The sequence below is a fragment of the Achromobacter sp. GbtcB20 genome (assembly GCF_019091095.1).
Classification (GTDB): Bacteria; Pseudomonadota; Gammaproteobacteria; order Burkholderiales; family Burkholderiaceae_B; genus Achromobacter; species Achromobacter mucicolens.
Genome location: NZ_JAGXJZ010000002.1, coordinates 74,759 through 98,649, shown reverse-complemented (window position 1 = coordinate 98,649; position 23,891 = coordinate 74,759). Strand labels below are relative to the sequence as shown.

General features: G+C 65.6%; 22 protein-coding genes. 20 read left to right on the top strand and 2 right to left on the bottom strand.

Features of this window, described 5'->3' with window-relative positions:
* Positions 1 to 158 precede the first annotated feature (158 nt).
* On the top strand, positions 159 to 665 hold the full coding sequence (locus tag KVT32_RS03265) for a helix-hairpin-helix domain-containing protein (RefSeq protein ID WP_217617710.1): 507 nt from the start codon (positions 159 to 161) through the stop codon (positions 663 to 665).
* 199 nt (positions 666 to 864) lie between these two features.
* Positions 865 to 1,773, top strand: a complete 909-nt coding sequence (gene cysM / locus KVT32_RS03260) for a cysteine synthase CysM (RefSeq protein ID WP_056322744.1) — start codon at positions 865 to 867, stop codon at positions 1,771 to 1,773.
* 158 nt (positions 1,774 to 1,931) lie between these two features.
* On the opposite strand, the gene mltB is transcribed toward cysM, so the two are convergent.
* Complete coding sequence (gene mltB / locus KVT32_RS03255) at positions 1,932 to 3,092, bottom strand: lytic murein transglycosylase B (RefSeq protein ID WP_152383774.1); 1,161 nt, start codon at positions 3,090 to 3,092, stop codon at positions 1,932 to 1,934.
* A gap of 10 nt (positions 3,093 to 3,102) precedes the next feature.
* Between mltB and KVT32_RS03250 the strand changes: the two genes are divergently transcribed.
* The 16 genes from KVT32_RS03250 to KVT32_RS03180 all read left to right on the top strand — a co-directional run bounded on the left by KVT32_RS03250 (position 3,103) and on the right by KVT32_RS03180 (position 21,550).
* Positions 3,103 to 4,026: a histone deacetylase family protein gene (locus KVT32_RS03250; RefSeq protein WP_175156257.1), complete on the top strand. Its 924-nt coding sequence runs from the start codon at positions 3,103 to 3,105 to the stop codon at positions 4,024 to 4,026.
* A 71-nt stretch (positions 4,027 to 4,097) separates the two neighbouring features.
* Positions 4,098 to 4,847 carry an electron transfer flavoprotein subunit beta/FixA family protein gene (locus tag KVT32_RS03245; RefSeq protein ID WP_056322273.1) on the top strand — a complete coding sequence of 250 codons (750 nt, stop codon included), beginning with the start codon at positions 4,098 to 4,100 and terminating at the stop codon, positions 4,845 to 4,847.
* Positions 4,848 to 4,849: 2 nt separating this feature from the next.
* Positions 4,850 to 5,779, top strand: coding sequence for an electron transfer flavoprotein subunit alpha/FixB family protein (locus tag KVT32_RS03240; protein ID WP_056322276.1), 930 nt, complete (start codon positions 4,850 to 4,852; stop codon positions 5,777 to 5,779).
* Between the two features lie 194 nt (positions 5,780 to 5,973).
* The gene (aspT, locus tag KVT32_RS03235) at positions 5,974 to 7,665 is read left to right on the top strand and encodes an aspartate-alanine antiporter (RefSeq protein WP_056322278.1); all 1,692 of its coding nucleotides are present in this window, start codon (positions 5,974 to 5,976) and stop codon (positions 7,663 to 7,665) included.
* Between the two features lie 115 nt (positions 7,666 to 7,780).
* Positions 7,781 to 9,601, top strand: coding sequence for a bifunctional aspartate transaminase/aspartate 4-decarboxylase (locus KVT32_RS03230; RefSeq protein ID WP_062838611.1), 1,821 nt, complete (start codon positions 7,781 to 7,783; stop codon positions 9,599 to 9,601).
* A 39-nt stretch (positions 9,602 to 9,640) separates the two neighbouring features.
* A complete protein-coding gene (gene aspT / locus KVT32_RS03225) occupies positions 9,641 to 11,341 on the top strand; it encodes an aspartate-alanine antiporter (RefSeq protein WP_152383777.1) in 1,701 nt (566 codons plus the stop codon).
* A gap of 204 nt (positions 11,342 to 11,545) precedes the next feature.
* A complete protein-coding gene (locus KVT32_RS03220; protein WP_217617709.1) occupies positions 11,546 to 12,187 on the top strand; it encodes a peroxiredoxin in 642 nt (213 codons plus the stop codon).
* Between the two features lie 276 nt (positions 12,188 to 12,463).
* Positions 12,464 to 13,429 carry a sulfate ABC transporter substrate-binding protein gene (locus tag KVT32_RS03215; protein WP_254636760.1) on the top strand — a complete coding sequence of 322 codons (966 nt, stop codon included), beginning with the start codon at positions 12,464 to 12,466 and terminating at the stop codon, positions 13,427 to 13,429.
* Positions 13,430 to 13,453: 24 nt separating this feature from the next.
* Positions 13,454 to 14,344: a sulfate ABC transporter permease subunit CysT gene (gene cysT, locus KVT32_RS03210; protein ID WP_056322290.1), complete on the top strand. Its 891-nt coding sequence runs from the start codon at positions 13,454 to 13,456 to the stop codon at positions 14,342 to 14,344.
* Complete coding sequence (cysW, locus tag KVT32_RS03205) at positions 14,341 to 15,240, top strand: sulfate ABC transporter permease subunit CysW (protein ID WP_142050089.1); 900 nt, start codon at positions 14,341 to 14,343, stop codon at positions 15,238 to 15,240. Before cysT ends, cysW begins: the two co-directional genes overlap by 4 nt.
* Before the next feature lie 24 nt (positions 15,241 to 15,264).
* On the top strand, positions 15,265 to 16,329 hold the full coding sequence (locus tag KVT32_RS03200; RefSeq protein ID WP_217617707.1) for a sulfate/molybdate ABC transporter ATP-binding protein: 1,065 nt from the start codon (positions 15,265 to 15,267) through the stop codon (positions 16,327 to 16,329).
* Complete coding sequence (locus KVT32_RS32060; protein ID WP_254595357.1) at positions 16,326 to 17,069, top strand: phosphoadenylyl-sulfate reductase; 744 nt, start codon at positions 16,326 to 16,328, stop codon at positions 17,067 to 17,069. Before KVT32_RS03200 ends, KVT32_RS32060 begins: the two co-directional genes overlap by 4 nt.
* A 39-nt stretch (positions 17,070 to 17,108) precedes the next feature.
* Positions 17,109 to 18,017: a sulfate adenylyltransferase subunit CysD gene (gene cysD / locus KVT32_RS32055; protein ID WP_152383782.1), complete on the top strand. Its 909-nt coding sequence runs from the start codon at positions 17,109 to 17,111 to the stop codon at positions 18,015 to 18,017.
* A gap of 42 nt (positions 18,018 to 18,059) precedes the next feature.
* Positions 18,060 to 19,358, top strand: coding sequence for a sulfate adenylyltransferase subunit 1 (locus tag KVT32_RS03190; RefSeq protein ID WP_062838618.1), 1,299 nt, complete (start codon positions 18,060 to 18,062; stop codon positions 19,356 to 19,358).
* 211 nt (positions 19,359 to 19,569) lie between these two features.
* Positions 19,570 to 20,991, top strand: a complete 1,422-nt coding sequence (locus KVT32_RS03185) for a PA0069 family radical SAM protein (RefSeq protein WP_217617706.1) — start codon at positions 19,570 to 19,572, stop codon at positions 20,989 to 20,991.
* A gap of 76 nt (positions 20,992 to 21,067) precedes the next feature.
* Positions 21,068 to 21,550 carry a hypothetical protein gene (locus KVT32_RS03180; protein WP_217617705.1) on the top strand — a complete coding sequence of 161 codons (483 nt, stop codon included), beginning with the start codon at positions 21,068 to 21,070 and terminating at the stop codon, positions 21,548 to 21,550.
* Positions 21,551 to 21,569: 19 nt separating this feature from the next.
* Here KVT32_RS03180 and KVT32_RS03175 read toward each other — a convergent pair whose 3' ends face one another.
* A complete protein-coding gene (locus KVT32_RS03175; protein ID WP_217617704.1) occupies positions 21,570 to 22,442 on the bottom strand; it encodes a DMT family transporter in 873 nt (290 codons plus the stop codon).
* A gap of 212 nt (positions 22,443 to 22,654) precedes the next feature.
* Here KVT32_RS03175 and rplS point away from each other — a divergent pair, with 212 nt between their 5' ends.
* Complete coding sequence (gene rplS, locus KVT32_RS03170; protein ID WP_056322312.1) at positions 22,655 to 23,035, top strand: 50S ribosomal protein L19; 381 nt, start codon at positions 22,655 to 22,657, stop codon at positions 23,033 to 23,035.
* Between the two features lie 124 nt (positions 23,036 to 23,159).
* On the top strand, positions 23,160 to 23,891 hold the full coding sequence (locus KVT32_RS03165; protein WP_056322314.1) for a CoA pyrophosphatase: 732 nt from the start codon (positions 23,160 to 23,162) through the stop codon (positions 23,889 to 23,891).

Genomic DNA, 23,891 nt, shown 5'->3' with positions numbered 1-23,891 from the left:
CCGATCCGACAAGGCCACCGCCATGCGGTGGCTTTTTTTCGCCTGCGTGGTTGCCGGGCTGGATGAATTGATTCACTCGCCGGCCGCGGCGCGGGGCGGGGCCCGATGATGGGAACAAGGCGCGGCAACCGCTGCGCTCCGACCCGTCAGGAGAGCCCATGAATCCCTTCGTCCATTCCACCGTTGCCCGCCATCTGCCGCTGGCGCCGTGGCGCCGCGCGCGTCCGGCCGCCATGCCCGCCTGCCCACGCGCGGGCCAGCGTGCGCTGCGGCAGGCGCTTGGCGCCTTGCTGCTGTCCGCCGGCCTTGGCGTTGCCGCGCCGCCCGCTCAGGCCGTGGATATCAACCAGGCCACCGCGGCCCAGCTTGAAGGCCTGCGGGGCATCGGCCCGCGCACCGCCGACATCATCGTGCGCGAACGCGAGCGCGGCGGCCGTTTCGAATCGCTGGACGACCTGACCGAGCGTGTGCGGGGCATCGGACAGAAAAAGGCGCAGGCGCTTCAGGCGGCCGGCCTGACGATCGGCGCCGAGGGCGCCGCGCCGAAGTCTGGGGCGGCAGCCGCGCCCGCAGCCCGCGCCGCAGCAGGCAAGGCGGCTGCGGCAAAGCCGGCCGGGGCGTCCACGGCGGGCGGCGCGCCGGTCCCGGCCCGCGCCAAGCCCTGAGCCCGGCGATCTGGCGATCAGCCGATCAGCCGATCAGCCGATCCGGCGATCCGGCGATCCCAAGGTCCAGCGATCCGGCGATCCGGCGATCCGACGATCCGGCATCCCCGCATCCCCGCATCCCGGCGATGCGGGGAGCCCCTGGCGTGTGCGCGGCTTTTGGGGCCGCGCGGCGCCGGGCGGAGTTATGATCGACCGCATGACTACTACCTACCCCACCATCGAGCAGACCGTCGGCAACACGCCCCTGGTGCGCCTGCAGCGCATTCCCGGGGCGGCGGGCGACGCGCGCGGCAATGTCATCCTGGCCAAGCTGGAAGGCAACAACCCGGCGGGATCCGTGAAGGATCGCCCGGCCTTGTCGATGATCCAGCGCGCCGAAGAGCGCGGCGACATCAAGCCGGGCGACACCCTCATCGAAGCCACCAGCGGCAATACCGGCATTGCGCTGGCCATGGCGGCCGCCATGAAGGGCTACCGCATGATCCTGATCATGCCGGACAACCTGTCCGTCGAGCGGCGTGCCGCCATGGCGGCGTATGGCGCTGAGCTCATCCTAACGCCGGCCGACAAGGGCGGCATGGAATACGCCCGCGACCTGGCCACCGAGATGCAGGCCGATGGCCGGGGGCTGGTGCTGGACCAGTTCGCCAATCCCGACAATCCGCGCGCGCACATTGAAACCACTGGCCCGGAACTCTGGAATCAGACGGAAGGACGCATCACGCACTTCGTCAGCGCGATGGGCACCACGGGCACGATCATGGGCGTATCCACGTACCTCAAGTCGCGCAACCCCGCCGTGCAGGTGGTGGGTGCGCAGCCGGCCGAAGGATCGCAGATCCCGGGCATCCGCAAATGGCCCGAGGCCTATATGCCCAAGATCTTCGACCGCAGCCGCGTGGACGCCTACGAGTCCATCCAGCAGTCCGAAGCCGAAGTGATGGCGCGGCGGCTGGCCGCCGAGGAAGGCATTTTCGGCGGGATCTCGTCGGCCGGCGCACTGGTCGCGGCCCTGCGCGTTGCCGAGCGCGTCAACGATGCGACCATCGTGTTCATCGTGTGCGACCGCGGCGACCGCTATCTGTCCACGGGCGTCTTCAACTGACCTGCTGGCTGGCCCCCGCGCGGGACGCGCGGCGCGCCGCCCAGGACGAGGCGGCCATCGCTTGAATGAAAAAACGCCCCGGCGGTTGCATCCGCCGGGGCGTTTGTCCATCCGCGCGGGCAGCAGTCACCGCGCGGGGAAAATCGGCGCGCGCGCGATCATCGCGTCACGCGGGCCTCGATCTCGGTGGCCAGGTCGGCCACCGACGTGGCGTAGAAGTAGCTGCGGTTGTACTTGGTGAGCGCAAAGAAGTTGGGCGTCCCCACGCGATACTGCGCTGTGCCGCGCATTTCCTCGACCAGATCCACCACGCCTAGCGGCTGGCTGACCCAGCCATCGCTGGATGCGCCGGGCTGCAGGCGCGAGCCCGCCGCCGTCAGCGTGGTCCAGCTTTGCTTGGGCTCCAGGCCGCCGTCCACCAAGGCCGTCGGGTCGGCGGGCAGCACCACGGGCGCAAAGACCGGCAGGCCGCGCTGCCAGCCGTGCTGTGCCAGGAAGCTGCCCACGGACATGATGGCGTCCTGGGTGTTGTTGGTCAGGTCGATATGGCCGTTGCCGTCGCCGTCCACGGCGTAATGCATCACGCTGGTCGGCATGAATTGCGGCATGCCGATGGCGCCGGCGTAAGACCCCTTGGTTTCCAGTTCCAGCTTGTCGTTCATGACGAGCGTCAGGAAGTCGGCCAGCTGGGTGCGGAACATCGTGGCGCGCTCGGGCTTGGCCGGGTCCGGGTAGTCGAAGGCCAGCGTGGCCAGCGCGTCCAGCACGCGGAAATTGCCCATGTTGCGGCCATACAGCGTTTCGACGCCGATGATGGAGGCGATGATCGGGGCCGGCACGCCAAAGCGTTGCGCCGCCTGATTCAGCAGGTCGCGGTTTTCGTTGTAGAACTCGACGCCCCAGGCAATGCGCTTGGGTTCGACGAAGCGGGAGCGATAGGTCAGCCAGCTGCGCCAGACCTTCTTGCCGGGTGGGGAGGGCGCGATGAGCCGCGCCACCGTGGCGTTGTAACGTGAGCTTTCCAGCGCCTGGACCATCGGCGCCAGCGGCAGCTGACGCTCGGCGGCCAGGTTCTCGACGAAGGTGCGGACGTCGGGCCGCAAGGCGCCGGATGGCGTCAACGTGGCGGGCGCGTCGTCCGCGAGTTCGGGGCCGAGCGTCGGCGTGCTGGGCCCGATGCGGATGGCGGGCGTCCCTGAAGCCTGAGCGGTCTGGGAAGCGGAAGGAGTGGAGGTTGCTGCGGTGGGAGTGGTGGTGGAGCACCCCGCCAGCAGAGCGGAAAGCGCGCCGAGTTGCAGTATTCGCCGACAGATGAACATAATCTTCCTTATGGAGACCATGTATCTTACCCACCCGGCATGCCGCTTGCATGAAATGGGAAGCTGGCATCCGGAAAGCCCCCAGAGGCTGGACGCCATCTCCGATCAGTTGCTCGCAAGCGGATTGATGCCTTATCTGGATGACCGGCAGGCGCCCCAGGCGTCCCGCAATGACCTCTTGCGCGTGCACACTGTCCAGTACCTGGACAGTTTGCAGAAACATACGCCGGACCAAGGGTATTACCCTATCGATCCCGATACGCTCATGAACCCGCACACCTTCGAGGCGGCGTTGCACGCGGCGGGAGCGGGGGTGGCGGCGGTCGATGCCGTGCTGGGCGGCGAGGCGCGAACGGCTTTCTGCGCCGTGCGTCCGCCCGGGCACCACGCGTGCCGGTCGCAGGCCATGGGCTTCTGCTTTTTCAACAACGTCGCCATTGCGGCGCAGCATGCCATCGACTTTCACGGCCTGACGCGCGTGGCGATCGTCGATTTCGACGTCCATCATGGCAACGGCACCGAGGATATCTTTGCCGGGGACGATCGGGTGCTGATGTGCAGCTTCTTCCAGCATCCGTTCTTTCCCAACAGCGGCGCGGACCATCCGGCCGCCAACATGCTCAATGTGCCGGTGCCCGCCTATACCGCGGGCGCCGCGGTCAGGACCATCGTCACGGACACCTGGCTGCCGCGGCTGGAGGCCCACCGTCCGGAATTGATCCTTGTGTCCGCGGGCTTCGATGCTCATCGCGAGGACGACATGGGGCAGATGGGACTGGTGGAGGCGGACTACGCCTGGATCACCGAGCAGCTGGTCGAGGTGGCGGATCGCCACTGTCAGGGCCGGATCGTGAGCACGCTCGAGGGCGGTTACAACTTGTCCGCCCTGGGCCGCAGCGTGGTCGCGCACATACGGGCGCTGGCGAAGCTGTAGAATCAGGAAAAAATTGTGCAATGCGATCCCGGCGCATGCCGGGTCATTATTTTCCAATTGGAGGCAGCGGGATGAAGGTGTTGGTACCTGTCAAGCGCGTCGTTGACTACAACGTCAAGGTGCGCGTCAAGTCTGATCAGACCGGCGTGGATATCGCCAACGTGAAGATGTCCATGAACCCCTTTGACGAGATCGCCGTCGAAGAAGCCACCCGCCTGAAGGAAAAGGGCGCGGTCGCTGAAGTCGTGGCGGTTTCTTGCGGCGTTGCGCAATGCCAGGAGACACTGCGTACCGCCATGGCCATCGGTGCCGATCGCGGCGTGCTGGTCCAGACCGATGCCGAACTGCAGCCGCTGGCTGTCGCCAAGCTGCTCAAGGCGCTGGTCGATAAGGAACAGCCCCAGCTCGTGATTCTGGGCAAGCAGGCCATCGACGACGACGCCAACCAGACGGGCCAGATGCTGGCCGCGCTGCTGGACTGGCCGCAAGCCACGTTCGCCAGCAAGGTCGAACTGGCCGACGGCAAGGTCACCGTGACGCGCGAAGTCGACGGAGGCCTGGAAACTTTGTCGCTCAAGCTGCCCGCCATCGTGACCACCGACCTGCGCCTGAACGAGCCGCGCTACGTCACGCTGCCGAACATCATGAAGGCCAAGAAAAAGCAGTTGGACACCGTCACGCCGCAGGACCTGGGCGTTGATCCCGCGCCCCGCCTGAAGACGCTGAAGGTCAGCGAGCCGCCCGCCCGCAAGGCCGGCATCAAGGTTGCCGATGTCGCGGCGCTGGTGGACAAACTCAAGAACGAAGCGAAGGTGGTCTGATCATGACGACGCTGGTTATTGCCGAACACGATAACGCCCAACTCAAGGGCGCAACCCTGAACGCCATCGCCGCCGCCGCCAAGATCGGAGGCGACGTGCACGTGCTGGTCGCCGGCGCCAACGCGCGCGCCGTGGCCGACCAGGCCGCCCAGGCCGCCGGCGTGGCGAAGGTCCTGCTGGCCGATGCCCCGCATCTGGCTGACGGCCTGGCCGAAAACATCGCCGCGCAGGTGCTGGCCGTGGCCTCGAGCTACAGCCACATCCTGTTCCCGGCCACGGCCTCGGGCAAGAACGTGGCGCCGCGCGTCGCCGCCAAGCTCGACGTGGCGCAGATCTCCGACATCATCGGCGTCGAATCCGCCGATACGTTCCAGCGCCCGATCTACGCCGGCAACGCCATTGCCACCGTGCAATCGGCCGACGCCGTCAAGGTCATCACCGTGCGCACGACCGGCTTTGATGCCGTTGCCGCGCAAGGCGGTTCCGCCTCGGTCGAAGACGCTGCCGCTGTCGCCGACTCGGGCCTGTCCACGTTCGTGGGCCGCGAAGTCGCCAAGAGCGATCGTCCCGAACTGGCCGGCGCCCGCGTCGTGGTGTCGGGCGGCCGCGGTCTGGGCAGCGCCGAAAACTTCAAGATCCTGGATCCGCTGGCCGACAAGCTGGGCGCCGCGCTGGGCGCTTCGCGCGCCGCGGTCGACGCCGGCTACGCGCCGAACGACTGGCAGGTTGGCCAGACCGGCAAGATCGTCGCGCCGCAACTGTACGTGGCCGTCGGCATCTCGGGCGCCATCCAGCATCTGGCCGGCATGAAGGACTCGAAGGTCATCGTCGCGATCAACAAGGACGCCGAGGCGCCGATTTTTGGCGTGGCCGATTACGGCCTGGTGGGCGATTTGTTCACGGTCGTTCCAGAACTGACCAACGCGCTGTAAACCGCAGCGCAGGCGTCAATCAGAACCGCGGGCGTTACGCCCGCGGTTTTTTTTTGCGCGGTTTGTTTTCGGTTTATCCGCGCCGCAAAACTGTCAAAAACGTTTGATTTTCGCAAAGACTCTGCTAACGTAACCGGCGCGCTACCCCCTGTTTGCGAATGTGCTTGACCTGTACAGAACGAAGGAGATTCGGGATGGAATGGTTCTTTGACACACTACGTAAGTACCCGGAGCTGGCGATTTTCCTGACCTTGGGTCTTGGCTATTGGATCGGCGCCAAGAAGATCTTCGGCTTCAATCTGGGCGCAGTAACGGGAACTCTGTTGGTGGGCGTGCTGGTCGGCCAGCTCAACATATCGATTGCCCCCATTCTCAAGCAGGTGTTTTTCCTGCTTTTCCTCTTCGGTCTTGGCTACGGCGTAGGACCGCAATTCTTCCGCGGCATGAAAAGCGATGGCCTTCCTCAGGTCATTTTTGCCGTCGTCATCTGCGTGCTCTGCCTGCTGGTCACTTGGGGGACCGCGGTTGCGTTCGGCTTTGACGCCGGCACAGGCGCGGGATTGCTGTCGGGCGCGCAGACCATTTCGGCGGTCATGGGCGTGGCCACCGATACGATCAACGGGCTGTCCGTCGACGCCGCCACCAAGAAGCAGTGGATCGACAGCATCCCCGTCGCGTACGCGGTCTGCTACATCTACGGCACGGTGGGAAGCGCCTGGCTGCTGGCGTCCCTGGGTCCGAAGCTGATGCGCGTGGACATCGTCAAGGAATGCCAGGAGTACGAGGCCAAGATGTCCGGGGGGGCGGACTCGATGGAACTGTCGGGCTACCGCAAATTCACGGCGCGGGCATACCGGCTGGACAACACGGAATACGTGGGCAAGACGGTGGGCGACCTGGAGGCGAAGTTCGTCGACGCCCGCGTGTTTGTCGAGCGTATCCGCCGCGGCGACCAGATCATCGATGCCGACTCCACCACCGCATTGCAGGCGGGCGACGTGCTGGGCGTAACCGGACGCCATGACGCGCTGGTGCTGCAGGCCTCGGGTCTCATTGGCACCGAGGTCGAGGACCGTGACGTCATCAACCTGCCCGCCGAAGTCGTCGAAGTCGTGCTGACCAACAAGAACGTGGCCGGCAAGACGATCAAGGAGCTTGCCGATAACGAGACTGTGCGCCAACTGGGCCGGGGCGTATTCCTGCGCAAGGTCGTGCGTGGCGGCCACGAGATGCCGGTCAACTGGGGCCTGAAGCTGGACCGCGGCGACCGCCTTTTCATGTTGGGCGCCAAGCGCGACGTCGAACGGGTCGTGGGCAAGCTGGGCTACGTGGACCGCGCGACCAACCAGACCGACATGGTGTTCGTGGGTTTCGGCATTTTGCTGGGCGGGTTGTTCGGCACGCTGGTGCTGACCGTGGGCGGAATTCCGATCACGCTGTCGACCTCCGGCGGCGCGCTGATTTCAGGGCTGGTGTTCGGCTATCTGCGCTCCGTGCATCCGACGTTCGGGCGTGTGCCCGAGCCGGTGCACTGGTTCCTGACATCGGTCGGCCTTACCGCGTTCGTCGCCGTCGTGGGCATCGTGTCCGGACCGGGGTTCGTACAGGGTTTTCAGCAGTTGGGCGCCAAGCTTTTCATCGCCGGTGTCATCGCCACCAGCATTCCGATGATCCTGGGCGTGCTGATCGCCCGTCATGTCTTCAAGTTCCACCCGGCCATTGCGTTGGGGGTCTGCGCCGGCGCCCGGACCACGACCGCGGCCATCGGCCAGATCACCGAGACGGCGAAAAGCCAGGTCCCGGCGCTTGGCTACACGGTGCCTTATGCCATCGGCAATACCCTCCTGATCATCTGGGGCATTGTCATCGTCATGCTCATGGCCTAGCAGGACAGCCCCGCAAAGCCGCGGCGTGCGGGTGCTACAGAGCAGAAAAGCGCGGCAATCGTAACGGCGCCGGTCTTCACGGCGTCGGCCAACAAGCTCATCAGGAGTACACAAAATGGCTTCCACTGCGCCCGTCACCGTCAGCCTGGCCTCGGCCTTGAAGACCACGCGTTCCCATCAGCGCGACCTGGAACAGTTGTCTCCGTTTGAACTGAAGGACTATCTGATCACGCTGGCCAAGGATAGCCAGCAATCGGCCGCCGCCTCCATGCTGAATGCGGGCCGGGGCAATCCCAACTGGATCGCCACGGAACCGCGGGATGCGTTTTTCCTGTTGGGCCGGTTTGCCATGAAAGAGGCGCGCCGGGTGCGCGACGAAGGCATTCTGGCGGGCATGCCGGCCAAGAAGGGATGCGCCGACCGGCTGCGCAAGTTCCTCTCCAAGCACAAGGGTGAAGACGGCTACGACTTTCTGGTCGGGGTGCTGGAATACGGCGTGAAGATCAAGGGGTTTGATCCGGACGAATGGATCCATGAACTGACCGACAGCATCATCGGCGACCACTATCCCGTGCCTCCCCGGGCGTTGGTGCACATCGAGCAGATCATCCATGACTACCTCGTCAAGGAAATGTGCGATGGCCGCCCGCCCAAGGGCAAGTTCGATCTCTTCCCGGTGGAAGGCGGCACGGCGGCCATGTGCTACATCTTCGATTCGCTGATGGTCAACGGTCTGCTCAAGCAGGGCGACACCATCGCGCTGTTCCTGCCCACCTTCACGCCCTACATCGAGATCGCGCACCTCGAGCGCTTCCAGTTCAAGATCGTCGGCATCAACGCCAGCAGCATGCGCGCCGACGGCACGCACGATTGGCACTATCCGCCCTCGGAAATCGCCAAGCTGGAGGATCCCAAGATCAAGCTGGCGGTCACGGTGAACCCGAGCAACCCGCCCTCCGTCGCGTTCAGTCCCGTCGAGATGAAGCAGATCGTGCGCCTGATCCGCAAGAATCCCGACCTGGTGCTGGTGACCGACGACGTCTATGGCACCTTCGTGCCGAACTTCCGGTCGCTGATGGCCGAGGTGCCGCAGAACACCATCTGCGTGTACTCCTTTTCAAAGAATTTCGGCTGCACCGGCTGGCGTCTGGGCGTCATCGCCACGCACGAGAACAACACGATGGACCGGCGCATCGCCGAGCTGCCCGCAGCCTGGAAAAAGCGGCTGGACAAGCGCTACAGCGCCATGACGATGGAGCCGGAGAAACTGAAGTTCATCGACCGCCTGGTCGCGGACAGCCGGGATGTCGCCTTGAATCACACGGCGGGGCTGTCGTTGCCGCAGCAGGTGCAGATGGGCTTTTTCGCGCTGTCGCATCTGCTGGACCTGAAGGACGCCTACAAGCATCTGACCATGCAGATCGTGCGCAGCCGGCGCGACGCGCTGTGGCGGGGGCTGGGCATTCCGATGCCGCCGGAAGATCCGATGCGGGGCTGGTACTACGTCGAACTGGACTTCATGGTCTGGGCCAAGGTCATGTATGGAGACGCCTTCTGCAAATACATGATCGACAACTACGAACCGGTGGACTTCCTGTTCCGCCTGGCGGAGAAGTCGGGGGTCGTGCTGATGGACGGCGGCGGCTTCGGCGGCCCGCCGTGGTCGATCCGGATTTCGCTGGCCAACCTGGACGACGGGGACTACGCCAAGATCGGCAAGTACATGGTCGAATCCGCGACCGAATATGTCGAGGCGTGGAAGTCGTCTGAACTGGTGCGTTCCGGCCCCACCGCGGGCAAGGGCCAGACGGTCAAGGCCTCTGCCGCCAAGAAGCGCGTCCCGGCTGGCAAGACGGCGGCCAAGAAGGCCGTGAAGAAGGCGGTGAAGAAGGCCGACACGGCTGCGAAGTCGGCCAAGAAGGCCGCCGCGAAGTAGGCGGCCGCAACGCAGGCAACAACAGGGCGGCGTGAACTCATGACGTGTTCGGTCGGGTTTTTCAATAGCGTCCCCATCGCGGTGTTGTTCGTCACGGTGGGCTTGGGATACCTGATCGGCAAGCTGAAGGTCGGGCCGATACAGCTAGGCGGGGTGTGCGGCACGCTCATCGTCGCCCTGCTGATCGGCCAGACGGGCTGCCAGATGCGCGGCGACCTGAAGGAGGTCGCGTTCGCCCTGTTCATCTTTGCCATGGGCTACTCCGGCGGCCCGCAGTTCTTCGCCAACCTCAACCGGTCCAGCCTGCGCTTTGTGGCGCTGCCGCTCATCGAGGCGGTGCTGGTCTTGACGATCGTGCTGACGGCCGTGCCGCTGTTCGGGCTGGATGCCGGCACCGCCGCGGGCCTGGCGGCCGGTGCGGCGACGGAATCGGCTGTCGTTGGCACCGCCGCCGAGGCGCTCAAGCACCTGGGGCTGCCGGATGCCGAGGTGCAGCGCATGGAGGCCAACATCGCGACGGCCTACACGCTGACCTACCTGGTGGGGCTTATCAGCATCGTGTTCTTCACCAGCCAGGTGGCGCCCGCGCTGCTGCGCATCAACCTGCGCGAGGCGTCCAAGGCGCTGGAGGCCCAGTTGGGCGCCACGCCCGGCGACAACGACGAAGCCAGCCTGCCGACGCTGCCGCGGCTGGTGGGACGCGCCCACGTGGTCAAGGACGTGGACGGCAAACGGGTCGCCGACGTGGAGGCCGAGTTGGGCGGGCGCACGGTGGTCAGCCGCGTCCTGCGCAATGGCGAGGCGGTCGATGCCACGCCCGATTATGTGCTGGCGACCGGCGACATCGTGGTGGTGCTGGGACAGCGCCGTTTTGCGCTGCGGGCCGGATCGGTGATCGGCCCGGAAATCCAGTTGCCCGAGGCGCACGCGGACGACCTGCAATTGAGCGAGCTGCAAGTCATCGTCAGCAAGAAGACCATCAATGGTCACACGGTGGGCGAGCTGGCTAAGCGCCCCAACGCCCGGCGCGCGCGTGGCGTGTTCCTGCAATCCATTACGCGGTCGGGGCACGTGCTGCCCCTGACCCCCGCGACGGTCGTGCAATACGGCGATCTGGTCACCCTGGTGGGCGCGGAGCCGGAGCTGTCCGAGGCTGGCGCGGCGCTGGGATCCGAACTGCGCCGCAGCGGCGTGACCGACCTGGTCTTTCTGGCGTTCGGCATTCTTGCCGGGCTGATGATCGGCAGCCTGGGGGCAAGGCTGTGGGGGATTCCGGTATCGCTGGGCAGCGGGGGAGGGGCGCTGGTCAGCGGCCTGGTGTGCGGCTGGATCAATGCGAAGCGGCCGTCGATCGGACACATGCCGGCCCATGCCGTGCAATTGCTCAAGGACCTGGGACTGGCGATCTTCGTGGCCTGCGTGGGCCTGTCGGCCGGGCCGGATGCGCTGTCGCTGATCCGCGAGCATGGCGCGGTGCTGCCCTTGATCGGCCTGTTGGTGTCGCTGGGGCCCGCGTGCCTGTCGCTATGGGTGGGACACAAGCTGTTGAAGATCGAAGGGCCGCTGCTGGTGGGCGCCATTGCCGGGCAGCATGTCAGCACGCCGGCCATCAGCGCCATCCTGACGGCCAGCGGCAGTTCGGTGCCCCTCTTGGGTTACACCGTGACGTACGCCATCGCGAACGTGCTGCTGCCGGTGCTGGGGCCGATCATCGTGTCGCTGGCGTACCACCTGAGCTGAGGGTATTCGGTCGGGGGCGGGATGGCGCAAAGCCTGCTGCGAATATTGCATAAGGTTATATGACTTGCGTATTTCCCCGCCTGTTGGTTTGATGGAAGAATCGTTTCACACGCGGTCACCGCCGCCCCGAAACGCGATTGCCCGCTGCGGTCCAAGCCGGACCGGCGGCCGGTCCCATCAACTGAATCCCGTACAGGAGACATCATGAGTCAACTACGCCTGGGCGACACCGCCCCTGATTTCGAGCAGGAATCCTCGGCTGGCAAGATCCGCTTCCACGAGTACCTGGGCAACAGCTGGGGGGTGCTTTTCTCGCATCCGGCCGATTTCACGCCCGTCTGCACGACCGAGCTGGGCTACACCGCCAAGCTGGCCGACGAGTTCGCCAAGCGCAACGTGAAGGTTCTGGCCCTGTCGGTCGATGGCGCCGATTCGCACGCCAAGTGGATCGAAGACATCAACGACACGCAATCGACGACGGTCAACTTTCCGATCATCGCCGACAAGGACCGCAAGGTCTCCGAGCTGTACGACATGATCCACCCGAATGCCAGCGCCACGGCGACCGTGCGTTCGGTGTTCGTCATCGATCCGAACAAGAAGATCCGCCTGACCATCACGTATCCCGCCAGCACGGGCCGCAATTTCAATGAGATCCTGCGCGTCATCGATTCGCTGCAACTGACCGACAGCCACAGCGTGGCCACGCCGGTCAATTGGGAAGACGGCGACGACGTGATCATTGTTCCTTCCCTGCAGGACGAAGCGGTCATCAAGGAGAAGTTCCCCAAGGGCTACAAGGCCGTGCGTCCGTACCTGCGCATCACGCCGCAACCGAATAAGTAAATACGAAAAACAGGGGGTGCGCGCTGCCGCTTCAGCGCGCCCGATAACCACCTGGACCGCCGCAATCTTCATAGAGGATTGCGGCGGTTTTTCGTTGCTGGGACGCGCGTCCTATATGCCTCTTGGCGATGAGCAATCAAAAAATGATTCGTTCCGTTCAGATTGGCCTGCCCGCAAACTTGCCTCCACATTGCAGATCACAGGGAGCAGGGCATGTCTTTCAGGAAAGCCGGTTGGTTGGCCGCCTTGGCCGCAGTCACGGTGTCGTTTGCCGCGATGGCGCCCGCGCAGGCACAGCAGAAGCAGACGCTGTTGAACGTGTCCTACGATCCGACGCGCGAACTCTATCGCGCCATCGATGACGCCTTCGTCAAGCAGTACAAGGAAAAGGCCAACGTCGATCTGACGATCCGCCAGTCGCACGGCGGTTCCGGCCGCCAGGCACGTTCGGTCATCGACGGGCTGGAAGCCGACGTGGTGACGCTGGCGCTGGCCTACGACATCGACGCCATTGCCGACCGCGGCCTGCTGCCCGAGAACTGGCAGACCCGCCTGCCGCAGAACAGCTCGCCGTACACGTCCACCATCGTGTTCCTGGTGCGCAAGGGCAACCCGAAGCAGATCAAGGACTGGGACGATCTGGTCAAGGACGGCGTGCAGGTCATCACCCCGAATCCCAAGACCTCTGGCGGCGCCCGCTGGAACTACCTGGCCGCGTGGGCCTACGCGTTGGAAAAGAACGGCGGCAGCGAGGACAAGGCGCGCGCCTTCGTCGGCGAACTGCTCAAGCATGTGCCGGTGCTGGATACCGGCGCGCGCGGCGCCACCACGACGTTCGTGGAGCGCGGCGTGGGCGACGTGCTGCTGGCCTGGGAGAACGAAGCGTTCCTGGCCCTGGAGGAACTGGGCCCGGACAAGTTCGACATCGTGGTGCCGTCGCTGTCCATCCTGGCCGAACCGCCGGTGGCCATCGTCGACAAGGTCGTGGACAAGAAGGGCACACGCGCCGCCGCGCAGGCCTATCTGGAATTCCTGTACACCCCGGCCGCCCAGGAAATCATCGCCAGGAATTACTACCGTCCGCTGGACAAGACGGTCGCCGCCAAATACGAGGCGAAGTTCCCCAAGGTCAAGCTCGTCACCATCGACGACAAGATCTTCGGCGGCTGGCGCAAGGCGCAGAAGGACCACTTCAGCGACGGCGGCACCTTCGACCAGATCTACCAGCCGCAGAAGAAATAACGGCATCACGTTCGGACGACGGCCATGACTTCAGCCTCGAACCCGGTGGCAAACGGCGCGCAAGCGCCTTTTGCCGCTCGGCGCAACAGCCCGGGCGTGCTGCCCGGATTTGGCATTTCCATGGGTTACGCGGTGCTGTATCTCAGCGTGCTCGTGCTGATCCCGCTTGCCGCCTTGCCCATCAAGAGCGCCGGCCTGGGATGGCAAGGCTTCTGGGACGCGGTCACCGCGCCGCGCGTGCTGGCCTCTTATAAGCTGACCTTCGGCGCCTCGTTCATCGCTGCGCTGGTGAACCTGGTGTTCGGCACGGTGGTTGCGTGGGTGCTGGTGCGCTACCGCTTTCCCGGCAAGAAGATCCTGGACGCGCTGGTCGACCTGCCGTTCGCGCTGCCCACCGCCGTGGCGGGCATTGCCCTGACCGCGCTGTACTCGCAGAAGGGCTGGCTGGGCGGGCCGTTGTCGGAATGGTTTGGCCTGAAGGTGGCGTTCACGCCGCTGGGCATCGTCATCGCGCTCATCTTCATCGGCGTGCCGTTCGTCGTGCGCACGGTGCAGCCGGTGCTTGAGGACGTCGAGCGCGAAATCGAAGAGGCCGCCGCCAGCCTGGGCGCGGACCGCTGGCAGACCTTCCGGCGCGTGCTGCTGCCGACCATCACGCCCGCGCTGATGACGGGGTTTGCGCTGGCGTTTGCGCGCGCGGTGGGCGAGTACGGATCGGTGGTGTTCATTGCGGGCAACATGCCCATGGTGTCCGAGATCACGCCGCTGCTGATCATTTCCAAGCTGGAGCAGTTCGACTACGCCGGCGCGGCCGCCATCGCGACCGTGATGCTGGTGCTGTCGTTCGTGCTGCTGCTCGTCATCAATCTGTTGCAGGGCTGGCAGGCGCGCCGCGGCCTGGGGAGGCTGTCATGAGCGCACCGGATCGTCCCGCGCATCTGACCGAGCCGCGCTGGGTGCGCGGCGTTCTGCTGTTCATCGCGCTGGGGTTTCTGGCGCTCTTTCTGCTGGTGCCGCTGGCGGCCGTGTTTGCCGAGGCCTTCCGGAAGGGATGGGCGCTGTACCTGGACGCCATCGTCGAACCGGACGCGCTGGCGGCGATCCGTCTGACGCTGCTGGTCGCGGCAATCGCCTTGCCGGTCAATCTGGTGTTCGGCGTGGCGGCGGCCTGGGCCATCACCAAGTTCCAGTTCCGCGGCAAGCAGTTCCTCATCACGCTGATCGACCTGCCGTTCTCGGTCTCGCCCGTGGTGGCCGGCCTGGTGTTCGTGCTGCTGTTCGGCTCGCAGGGCTGGTTTGGCGAGTGGCTGCAGGCGCACGACATCAAGATCGTCTATGCGGTGCCCGGCATCATTCTCGCGACGTTGTTCGTGACGTTCCCGTTCGTGGCGCGCGAACTGATCCCGCTGATGCAGGCGCAGGGCAGCGAGGAAGAGCAGGCCGCGCTGACGCTGGGCGCGAGCGGCTGGCAGATCTTCTGGCGCGTGACGCTGCCCAACATCAAGTGGGGCCTGCTGTACGGCGCCATCCTGTGCAACGCGCGGGCGATGGGCGAGTTCGGGGCGGTGTCGGTGGTGTCCGGGCAGATCCGGGGGCTGACCAACACGATGACCCTGCATGTGGAGATTCTCTACAACGAATACCAGTATTCCGCGGCGTTCGCCGTCGCCTCGCTGCTGGCCTTGCTGGCGCTGGTGACCCTGGTGGCGAAGAACGTGGTCGAGTGGCGCAACGCGCGCCTTCTGCAGGGCGCCGACCAGCCGGTGGAGTATCCCGGCCCCGCGGTTGCCATCAACCCGGCTGCCGCCTGACGGGCTGGGCAAGGAGACATAGGCATGAGTATCGAAGTACGCAATCTATCCAAACGCTTCGGCCAGTTCCGCGCGCTGAACGATGTGTCGCTGCACATCGAGACCGGCGAGCTGGTGGCGCTGCTGGGGCCGTCGGGCTGCGGCAAGACCACGCTCTTGCGCATCATTGCCGGGCTGGAATCGGCCGATTCGGGCAGCGTGCTGTTCGCGGGCGAAGACGCCACGGCCGTGGACGTGCGCCAGCGGCAGGTCGGATTCGTGTTCCAGCACTACGCGCTGTTCAAGCACATGACGGTGTTCGAGAACGTGGCCTTCGGCCTGCGCGTCAAGCACCGCTCGCAGCGTCCGTCCGAGGATCAGATCAAGCGCAAGGTGCATGACCTGCTGAGCCTGGTGCAACTGGACTGGCTGGCCGACCGCTATCCGGCGCAGCTGTCGGGCGGGCAGCGTCAGCGCATCGCCCTGGCGCGGGCGCTGGCGGTCGAGCCGCGCGTGCTGCTGCTCGATGAGCCCTTCGGCGCGCTGGACGCCAAGGTGCGCAAGGAGCTGCGCCGCTGGCTGCGGCGGCTGCACGACGAACTGCACGTGGCCAGCGTGTTCGTCACGCACGATCAGGAAGAGGCGCTGGAAGTCTCGGACCGCGTGGTGCTGATGAACGCCGGCCGCATCGAGCAGGTGGGCACGCCGCGCGAGGTCTGGGAAAGTCCGGCCACGCCGTTCGTCTACGGATTCCTGGGCGACGTGAATCAACTGCAGGGCACCGCCACGCGCGGGGTGTGGGAAGGCGCCGGCCTGTCGCTGCCGGCCCCGGACCTGGCGCAGGCCGACGCGCAGCGCGCCACGGCCTACGTGCGGCCGCATGAGTTCGAGGTCGAGCGCTACCGCGCCGGCGCCGAGGGCATTGCCGTTCGGCTGTCTCACGCCTATCTGGCGGGCCCCAGCGCATACCTGGAACTGGCGCGCCAGGACTCGGACGCCATCATCGAGGCCGAGGTGCCCGAATCCCTATATCAGCAACTCAATCTGCGGGATGGCGAGATCCTGCTGGCGCGTCCCCGGCGCGCCCGCATTTTCGCGGTGCAACCATGACCACAACGGAACTTACTTCAGAACTTGAACCCGCCCTGGCGGCGCGCTGGCGCGACCTGACCGGGCGGCTGGCGGACATCCGCCGGCGTTACCCGGACGCCGCGCTGGCCTCGTCGTTGGCGGCCGAGGACATGGTGCTGACGCATGCCATCTACAGCTCGGACCTGGATCTTGAGGTCTTCACGCTGGATACGGGGCGGCTGCATGCCGAGACGCTGGGCGTGCTGGATGCGGTGCGCGAACGCTACGGCCGGGAGATCACGGTGTACCGGCCCGTGCAGGCGGCAGTCGACGAACACGTCGCCGCGCATGGCGCCCATGCTTTCTACGAAAGCGTCGAGCTGCGCAAGGCCTGTTGCCAGATCCGCAAGGTCGAGCCGCTCAAGCGCGCGCTGGCCGGCCGCGGCGCCTGGATCACCGGACAGCGGCGCGCGCAGTCCACGACGCGCGGCGAGCTGCTGCTCGAAGAGGACGACAAGACCTTCGGCCTTTACAAATTCAACCCGCTGGCCGAGTGGAGCGAGGACGACATCTGGTCCGCCATCCGCGCGCTCGGCATTCCCTACAACCCGCTGCACGACCAGGGCTACCCGTCCATCGGTTGCGAACCCTGTACGCGCGCCATCCGCCCCGGCGAGGACCTGCGGGCAGGGCGGTGGTGGTGGGAATCGTCCGACTCGAAGGAATGCGGCCTGCACGCGGGCAACCGGGTCATCACCACTGCGGCGCGCGCCGATTGAGCGCGGCCATGAATTCAAAATCGTTTTAGGGGAAAACCTATGTCTGCTGTTATTCAACGCAGCCACCTGGATTGGCTGGAATCGGAAGCGATCTTCATCCTGCGCGAAGTCGCGGCCGAATGCGAAAAGCCCGTCCTGCTTTTTTCGGGGGGCAAGGATTCCGTGGTGCTCTTGCGCCTGGCCGAAAAGGCCTTCCGGCCAGGCCGCTTCCCGTTTCCGCTGATGCACATCGACACCGCCCACAACTTCGACGAGGTGATCGCGTTTCGCGATGCCCGCGCGGCCGAGCTGGGCGAGACGCTGATCGTGCGCAGCGTCGAGGATTCGATCAAGCGCGGCAGCGTCGTGCTGCGCCGCGAGACCGACTCGCGCAACGCGGCCCAGGCGGTGACGCTGCTGGAGGCCATCGAGGAATTCGGCTTTGACGCCTGCATCGGCGGCGCGCGCCGCGACGAGGAAAAGGCGCGCGCCAAGGAACGCATCTTTTCGTTCCGCGACGAGTTCGGCCAGTGGGATCCCAAGGCCCAGCGTCCCGAGCTCTGGAGCCTGTTCAACACGCGCGTGCATCGCGGCGAGAACATGCGCGTCTTCCCGATCTCGAACTGGACCGAGCTGGACGTCTGGCAGTACATCCAGCGCGAACAGCTGGCGCTGCCGTCGATCTACTTCGCGCACGAGCGCGAAGTGGTGCGCCGCAAGGGTCTGCTGGTGCCCGTCACCCGTCTGACACCGCCGGCCGAGGGCGAACAGGTCGAACGCCTGTCGGTCCGGTTCCGCACGGTGGGCGATATCTCGTGCACGTGCCCGGTCGCCTCCGACGCCGGCGACACCATGGCCATCATCGCCGAGACCGCCGTGACGGACATCACCGAGCGCGGCGCCACGCGCATGGACGACCAGACTTCCGAGGCCTCCATGGAGCGCCGCAAGAAGGAAGGCTATTTCTGAACGAAAAGACGCGCCGGCGCATGCCGGCGTCTGGGGAACCACATGAACGCACTGAACGATTCCTTTCTTTCCGGCGCCGACACCGGCGTGCTGCGCCTGATCACGGCGGGCTCCGTCGACGATGGCAAGTCCACGCTGATCGGCCGCCTGCTGTATGACAGCAAGGGCGTGTTTGCCGACCAGCTCGATGCGATCTCGCGCGCCAAGCACAAGCGCGTCGCGGGCGACGGCATCGATTTCTCGCTGCTGACGGACGGCCTGGAAGCCGAACGCGAGCAGGGCATCACCATCGACGTGGCGTACCGCTACTTTTCGACGCCCACGCGCAAATTCATCATCGCCGATGCGCCGGGGCACGAGCAGTACACGCGCAACATGGTGACTGGCGCATCGACCGCGGATGTCGCGGTCATCCTCATCGACGCGACCCGCGCCGCCGACGGCAAGCTGCTGCCGCAGACCAAGCGGCACAGCACCATCGCGCGCCTTTTGGGCATACGCCACATCGTCGTCGCGGTGAACAAGATGGACCTGGTGAACTGGGACCGCGCCGTCTTCGAACGCATCCGCGACGCCTATGCGGACCTGGCCGGCAAGCTGGGCATCGCGCATTTCGACGCATTGCCGTTGTCGGCGCTGAGCGGCGACAACGTCGTCACGCTGTCCGGCAAGACGCCCTGGTACGACGGGCAGCCGCTGCTCGCGCTCCTGGAGTCGCTGGATTTGTCGGGCGACGGCCGCGCGTTGCCGCTGCGTTTTCCGGTGCAGTGGGTTGCGCGTCATGGCGGCGAGCGCGCCGATGATTTCCGCGGCTATGCGGGCCGGCTCGCCAGTGGCGTGGTGCGCCCGGGAGACGCGGTGACGGTGCAGCCTTCTGGCGTGACGGCGGTGGTGCAGGAAGTGCGCGCCTTTGACCGCACGCTTGACGAAGCGGTGGCGGGCGACTCCATCACGCTGGTGCTGGACCGCGATGTCGACGTGTCGCGCGGTGACGTGATCGTGCACACGGCCGCGCCGGCGCAGGTGTCGCGCGAGTTCGAAGCCGAGCTGTGCTGGCTGGACGCGCAGGCCTTGAATCCGGCGCGCAAGTATCTGCTCAAGTCGGGCACGCGCCTGACGTCGGCGAAGGTGCGTGCGGTGCTGTCGCATCGGGACATCCACGAACTGCAGGAAGTCGAGAACACCGAAGGCACGCTGCGCATGAACGACATCGGACGCGTGACGCTCACCACGCGCGAGTCGCTCGCGGTCGATCGTTATGACGATGTGGCGGCAACCGGCGCGTTCATTCTGATCGACGAGGCCACGCATCAGACGGCTGCCGCCGGCATGCTGCGGTAAGCCGCAAACAGGGGCGAAATCGCTGAATTTCGCGCCCGATTTTCGTGTTGTTTTTCGTCCAAACCTAGTGTTGGCGCGGGTTTCCGGGCGATATCGCAAGATGAAATCGAATTGTTCAGACGATGTCTTCTTCTTGCGGTAAAGTTGGGCTGTCTGACGAAAAGGCTTTTGGTGCTTGTCAAAACCACTGTGTTTTTGTACAGTAGTTTTTATGGCACGCACCGATCATTCTTTTCCCGCCGGTTCTGGGTCCCCGGCTGCCGCCCCCGCCGCCTTGCGCGGTCGGGGTGCGGTTACTAATGTTCGGCATCGCTTTCAGCGCGATGACCGCGTCCAGGTCGACGATGGCTGGTCCGCTTCCGGTCTGCCGGCCGACTTCATCGATTCCGTCCCCGATAACGCCCCGGATGCTGGCGACGCCGCCCGTTCTTCCGCCCGCTCGTCCGTTATCCCCATCCTGCCCGACACCCGCTGCGCGCCGCCCGCACCCAAGACCACGGTCACTGCGGAAGAAGCGCGCAAGATCCTGTCGCGCAACGACTCCCCGGACATCCCCTTCGAGGTCGCCGCCAACCCGTATCGCGGCTGCGAGCACGGTTGCGTGTATTGCTATGCCCGGCCCACGCATTCCTATCTGGGCTATTCGCCCGGGCTGGACTTCGAAACCCGGCTGGTGGCCAAGGCCAACGCCGTGCAGGCACTGCGCGCCGAACTGTCCCGGCCCGGCTACAAGCCGTCGCCCATCAACATTGGCTCGGCCACCGACGCCTACCAGCCCATCGAACGCGACTGGCGCCTGACGCGGGGCATGCTCGAGCTCATGCTCGAAACCCGGCATCCGGTCACCATCGTCACGAAGAACGCGCTGGTCGCCCGCGACCTGGACCTGCTGGCCGCCCTGGCGCAGCAGAACCTCGTGGTGGTCTACATCAGCATCACCACGCTGGATGCCGGCATGGCCCGCACGCTGGAGCCCCGCGCCGCCGCGCCGTGGCGCCGCCTTGAAGCGGTGCGCAGCCTGACCGACGCCGGCGTGCCGGTGGGCGTGCTGGTGGCCCCGGTCATTCCGTTCATCAACGACGAATCCATGGAACACATCCTCCAGGAGGCCAAGGCCGCCGGCGCGCACTACGCCAGCTACACGGTCCTGCGCCTGCCCTGGGAGGTCAAGACTCTGTTCGAAGACTGGCTCAACGCCCACTATCCGGACCGCGCGCAGCGCGTGCTGCATCGCATCGAAGACCTGCGCAACGGCCGCCGCAACGATCCCAACTTCGGGTCACGCATGCGCGGGACGGGCATCTGGGCCGACCTGCTGCGCCAGCGCTTCGCGGTCGCCACGCGCAAGCTGGGGCTCAACCGCACGCGCCTGTCGCTCGATTGCAGCCGCTTTGCGCCGCCCGCGGGGCCTGGCGCTTCGGCGTCGCTTTTCGACGCTGCGTCCGCGGCTGCGGTTGCGGTTCCGCCGGGTGATGCCGGCGGTGCCGACTCCGATTTCCCATCCCCGGCTGGCGCGAAAGCGTCTTCAGGGGTCCCTTTTCCTGGTGGTTTGCCCGCGGTCAGCGGCGCGTACGGGCGCGGTGCGCGCCAGTTGCGCGCCATGGCCGCCGGCCAATTGTCTTTGTTCGACTGACCGCAGGCTGCTGTTGCCTCGGGTGCATGCCAGGGCGAATCGCCTCGGCGCTGGAACGTTTATCCAAGGAGTTCCCATGAACACCGCTGATTTTTCCGTCCTGCAGGATGAGCTCGCCGTTTCCCTGAACCCGCTGCGCCGTGGCGCCAACCGCGCCCGCGCGTTCTGCGCCAGCCTGACGGGCATGGCCTTGCCCTGGAGCGGTTCGGCCTCTGGCCCGCGCACGCGTGCCACCCGCATGCCCGCCCGCTGGCCGTTCCCGCCGGCGCCCACGCCTGAGGAAGTGGCCATCAGTCCTGCGGCAGGCGGTCCTGCGGCAGGCGCTCCCGCGGTCGACACCCCGGCGAGCGTTTCGGCTCCGGCTCCGGCCGCCGCTCCCGTTCCCGCAGCCGTGCCGGTCGCCTCGGGCGCGCGTGATCACAGCATCGGTGACGCCAAGGCTCAGCCCGTTGCCAACCAGCTCACCATGAAAGCCATGATCACGGACGTCGTGCTGGTGTTGGCCTGGGGCGCAATGATTCCCGGCCTGATGTGGTTGGGCGTGGCGGGCGGATTCTGAATACGCCGCCACGCGGCGGTCAGCTCGATCCCAACAGGATCACGCCCGCCAGAATGGACACGCAACCGGCCAGACGGCCGACGCCCACTTTTTCACGCAGCAGGAACATGCCGGCCAGGGTGCCGAGCATCATGGACATTTCGCGGGCAGGCGCCACCAGGCTCAGCGGCGCGCCGTTGCGCAATGCATACAGCACCAGGATGTACCCCAGCGGCGACAGAAAACCCACGGCTAGCGCCAGGTGCCAATGTCCGCGCATGGATTCCCACGAATGCGTGGGGCGGCGCAGCATGTGGGGCGTCATCATCGCGGTGCGGGTTACACAGGTGAACCAGTCGAACAGCACCGGGCTGATCAGCAGCACTTTCACGCCGTACGCGTCCACCACCGTATAAGCGGCGATGAACAGGCCGATCACCACACCCCAGCGCACGCCGATCCACGCCTGCGGCTGCTTGAAGATGGCCAGCCGTCCCTGGGTGGCGATCAGCAGCACCCCGGCGACCACGCACAGCATGCCCGCAATCCCGGTGTGGGTGGCTGGCTCGCCCAATAGCAGGAAGGCGCCCGTGGTGGAAAGCAGCGGGCCGGTGCCCCGGGCAATCGGATACACCACGGACAGGTCGGCCACCTGATAGCCGCGTTGCAGGCACAGGCTGTAGCCCAGATGCAACAGGCTGGACGCCAGGATTGCCCCGACGACGGGCCAGGTCCAGTTCATGCCGTCTTGCATCAACACCCAGATCACCCAGGGCGCATACAGCACCGAGGCGCACAGGCCGTACGCGAAGACGAAGGGCGCGCCCACCATGGCCGCGCGCTTGGCAAGGAGGTTCCACGTGGCGTGGGCCATCGCCGCCAGGACGACCAATAACAGGGACGAGTACGACATGAGGGAACAGCGTCAGATGACGTGTTTGTTACAGGGAGTTGGAAGGGTACCGCAAACCATGCTCAAGCCGCACATGTTACCCGAGGCTTAGCGGAATTTTTGGTGTAGAATCATTGGTTTGCCAAATCTCATCCTCTGCTTGCGGCATAGCACTCACAATACTGAACGGCAAAAGTATTACCCCGCAAAGGCATGATGATCTAGGAGTTCACATGAACCTCATCGCTATCCTGGAACAGGAAGAAATTGCCCGTCTGACCGGCGGTCAAGCCAAGCCTGAATTTGCTCCTGGTGACACCGTCATCGTGAGCGTCAACGTTGTCGAAGGCACCCGCAAGCGCGTGCAGGCTTTCGAAGGCGTTGTGATTGCCAAGCGCAATCGCGGTCTGAACTCCGCGTTCACCGTGCGCAAGATTTCGTCGGGTGAAGCCGTGGAACGTACGTTCCAGCTGTACTCGCCGCAAATCGCCAGCATCGAAGTGAAGCGCCGCGGCGACGTGCGCCGCGCCAAGCTGTACTACCTGCGCTCGCGCTCGGGCAAGTCGGCTCGCATCAAGGAAAAGCTGGTCAGCAAGCAAGCCAACGCGGCTTGATCGCTTATCGGTACACGGCCCTGCCAGTGTCGGACGTACACGCCAACCCGCGTTTCCGTCCGGCACGGGTTTCCGGGTTAAAAAGGCACCTGCGAGGGTGCCTTTTTTCTTATTTCTGAGCCGTATGTCTGATTCCTCGTCTTCCGCGCGGCCCCGACGGCCGCTGGCGCGTCCCGGCTTCGATCCCGCGACGCAACCGTGGGTGGTGGCCAACGAATCGCTGCCGCCCGTGCCGACCCGCCTGCTCACGCCGGACTCGCTGCGGGGCACGCTGAGCCAGCCGTCCACCTGGACGCTGGAGTTATCGCGTGACAACGATCTGCGCTATCCCGGACGAGAGGGCGCGCCGGTGCCTGCCGCCGTGCTGATTCCGCTGGTGACCCGTGACGAGGGCGTGAACATCATGCTGACGCAGCGTGCGGCGCACCTGCATGATCACGCGGGCCAGATCAGTTTTCCCGGCGGTCGCATCGAGACCAGCGACGCCACGCCCGTGGCGGCGGCGCTGCGCGAGGCGCAAGAAGAAACCGGCTTGCCGGCCAATCACGTGGAAGTCCTGGGCAGCATGCCGCCGTACCTGACGGCGACCGGCTTTTCGATCATTCCCGTCGTGTCGCTGGTGCGGCCGGGGTTCGAATTGGCGCCCGATGCGTTCGAGGTGGCCGAGGTGTTCGAGGTGCCGCTGTCCTTTCTGATGGACCCGGCCAATCACCGCCTGTACGAAGCCCGGCTGGATGATGGGCGGGTGCGCCAGTATTACGGCATGCCGTATGGCAAGCATTTCATCTGGGGCGCGACTGCGGGCATGCTGCGCAATCTTTATCACCTGCTGCGCCACGGATTCACGCCGCGCTGA

What these genes read in the sequence shown, in the direction of transcription:
- KVT32_RS03265 (WP_217617710.1), top strand. Translation starts at nt 159, where the DNA reads ATGAATCCCTTCGTCCATTCCACCGTTGCCCGCCATCTGCCGCTGGCG.
- cysM (WP_056322744.1), top strand. Translation starts at nt 865, where the DNA reads ATGACTACTACCTACCCCACCATCGAGCAGACCGTCGGCAACACGCCC.
- mltB (WP_152383774.1), bottom strand. Translation starts at nt 3,092, where the DNA reads ATGTTCATCTGTCGGCGAATACTGCAACTCGGCGCGCTTTCCGCTCTG.
- KVT32_RS03250 (WP_175156257.1), top strand. Translation starts at nt 3,103, where the DNA reads ATGGAGACCATGTATCTTACCCACCCGGCATGCCGCTTGCATGAAATG.
- KVT32_RS03245 (WP_056322273.1), top strand. Translation starts at nt 4,098, where the DNA reads ATGAAGGTGTTGGTACCTGTCAAGCGCGTCGTTGACTACAACGTCAAG.
- KVT32_RS03240 (WP_056322276.1), top strand. Translation starts at nt 4,850, where the DNA reads ATGACGACGCTGGTTATTGCCGAACACGATAACGCCCAACTCAAGGGC.
- aspT (WP_056322278.1), top strand. Translation starts at nt 5,974, where the DNA reads ATGGAATGGTTCTTTGACACACTACGTAAGTACCCGGAGCTGGCGATT.
- KVT32_RS03230 (WP_062838611.1), top strand. Translation starts at nt 7,781, where the DNA reads ATGGCTTCCACTGCGCCCGTCACCGTCAGCCTGGCCTCGGCCTTGAAG.
- aspT (WP_152383777.1), top strand. Translation starts at nt 9,641, where the DNA reads ATGACGTGTTCGGTCGGGTTTTTCAATAGCGTCCCCATCGCGGTGTTG.
- KVT32_RS03220 (WP_217617709.1), top strand. Translation starts at nt 11,546, where the DNA reads ATGAGTCAACTACGCCTGGGCGACACCGCCCCTGATTTCGAGCAGGAA.
- KVT32_RS03215 (WP_254636760.1), top strand. Translation starts at nt 12,464, where the DNA reads ATGGCGCCCGCGCAGGCACAGCAGAAGCAGACGCTGTTGAACGTGTCC.
- cysT (WP_056322290.1), top strand. Translation starts at nt 13,454, where the DNA reads ATGACTTCAGCCTCGAACCCGGTGGCAAACGGCGCGCAAGCGCCTTTT.
- cysW (WP_142050089.1), top strand. Translation starts at nt 14,341, where the DNA reads ATGAGCGCACCGGATCGTCCCGCGCATCTGACCGAGCCGCGCTGGGTG.
- KVT32_RS03200 (WP_217617707.1), top strand. Translation starts at nt 15,265, where the DNA reads ATGAGTATCGAAGTACGCAATCTATCCAAACGCTTCGGCCAGTTCCGC.
- KVT32_RS32060 (WP_254595357.1), top strand. Translation starts at nt 16,326, where the DNA reads ATGACCACAACGGAACTTACTTCAGAACTTGAACCCGCCCTGGCGGCG.
- cysD (WP_152383782.1), top strand. Translation starts at nt 17,109, where the DNA reads ATGTCTGCTGTTATTCAACGCAGCCACCTGGATTGGCTGGAATCGGAA.
- KVT32_RS03190 (WP_062838618.1), top strand. Translation starts at nt 18,060, where the DNA reads ATGAACGCACTGAACGATTCCTTTCTTTCCGGCGCCGACACCGGCGTG.
- KVT32_RS03185 (WP_217617706.1), top strand. Translation starts at nt 19,570, where the DNA reads ATGGCACGCACCGATCATTCTTTTCCCGCCGGTTCTGGGTCCCCGGCT.
- KVT32_RS03180 (WP_217617705.1), top strand. Translation starts at nt 21,068, where the DNA reads ATGAACACCGCTGATTTTTCCGTCCTGCAGGATGAGCTCGCCGTTTCC.
- KVT32_RS03175 (WP_217617704.1), bottom strand. Translation starts at nt 22,442, where the DNA reads ATGTCGTACTCGTCCCTGTTATTGGTCGTCCTGGCGGCGATGGCCCAC.
- rplS (WP_056322312.1), top strand. Translation starts at nt 22,655, where the DNA reads ATGAACCTCATCGCTATCCTGGAACAGGAAGAAATTGCCCGTCTGACC.
- KVT32_RS03165 (WP_056322314.1), top strand. Translation starts at nt 23,160, where the DNA reads ATGTCTGATTCCTCGTCTTCCGCGCGGCCCCGACGGCCGCTGGCGCGT.